Origin of the sequence: Streptomyces sp. OfavH-34-F, from assembly GCF_022347745.1 — a bacterium.
Taxonomy (GTDB): domain Bacteria; phylum Actinomycetota; class Actinomycetes; order Streptomycetales; family Streptomycetaceae; genus Streptomyces.
Genome location: NZ_JAKRGC010000623.1, coordinates 1 through 1,262, shown reverse-complemented (window position 1 = coordinate 1,262; position 1,262 = coordinate 1). Strand labels below are relative to the sequence as shown.

Sequence of the window (1,262 nt, the reverse complement as noted above, 5' to 3'; positions counted from 1 at the left end):
CGGTGGCCAGCGCCTCCGCGTAGTGCGAGCGGGCGTCCTCGAAACGGCCCGAGTCATGGGCCAGCCACCCCACCGACAGGGCCAGCTCGCCCGCGCCGGAGTGCAGCCGGTCCACCGTGGAGCGGCGCTGCGCGGTCCCGGCGTCGAGCAGCGCGTACGCCGCCCGCAGGGGCCGCGCGGCCCGCCGGTAGAGCCGGTCGCCGCCGTGCCGGTCGTCCAGCAGCCGGATCTGCCGCACCGCCCGTTCGACGGCGCTCACCTCCGTCTCGCCGACCCGGCGCTGCAGGGGCAGGGAGGCGGCCGGGCCGCAGAGGCCCAGCCCCAGGGAAGCGGCCGCCACCGTGGTGGTGCCGCTCGTCATGAATACGCGACGCAGCACGTCGCTCTCCTCGTCGGTGTCGCTGCCGGGCGCGGGCGGCGGAGCGGTCGGGGGGTGCGTGGGGGTGTCCGGCGCGGGCCCGGCCGCCCGCCCGCGTACGGAGGAACGGGGCGAGAAGCCCAGGTCCTCCAGGGTCGTGCCGGGGAACATGTGCCGGAAGACCCGCTCGTACGCGTAGTTGGGACAGCGGATCTCGCCGGACTCCACGCGTCCGATGTACCGGGCGTCGCAGGCGACCTGCTCGCCGATCTCGCGGGCGGCCCTGCGTACAGCGGCAGCGAACTCACCGGCGGAGCGCGGTCCGCGCAACCGCCGGAAGGCGAGGTTGGGAACTGCCCCTGCCGACACCATGGCGTGACCCTCTCGGTGCGAGCCGGGCGCTGTTTCCGGTGTCCCGGCGGAGCAAGAACGTACCCGCTGTAACGGGGCGCGCACAGAGAGTTTCCGGGCGAACCGGGCATCTCGGTCGTGATCTGCCATGAACTGCCACCCTTTGCGGCGGTGTCGCACCGTAGCCCTTGACGTGGTCGGGCCGTTGGTCCCTGTGGAGACGGAGTGCGACTCCGCCCGGCGATGAGAGGAGAGTCCCTTGTTGCGTATCGACATGGCGACCGGAGGTTCGGCGTCCGCCGACGAACCCTGCGATCTGGTGACCGTGCCCGCCCGCCAGGGCCTGGAGGCCGTGGACATCCTGCGCCGGGGCGCCGGACGCCCGGCCGTGGGCCCCGTCATCCACGACGGCACCTGCGACACCCTCGGCTTCCTGGTGCCACCGGGCACCGCCCAGGGGTGGGACGTACCGGGCAGCGCCTGTACCCGGACCGACGGCCGGGGGCTGCGCATCCCCGCCGAGCCGCCGGTCGCCGGCAGCGGCTGGCTGCTG

1 protein-coding gene and 1 pseudogene are annotated in these 1,262 nt (G+C 74.4%); one reads left to right on the top strand and one right to left on the bottom strand.

What is annotated here, in order from left to right; all coding sequences use genetic code 11:
* A pseudogene (locus tag MHW47_RS35515) lies at nucleotides 1-730 on the bottom strand (tetratricopeptide repeat protein); the annotation flags it as partial.
* 253 nt (nucleotides 731-983) lie between these two features.
* Here MHW47_RS35515 and MHW47_RS35510 point away from each other — a divergent pair.
* Nucleotides 984-1,262, top strand: a 279-nt coding sequence (locus MHW47_RS35510; protein WP_239227916.1) for a hypothetical protein, incomplete at its 3' end; no start/stop codon positions are given.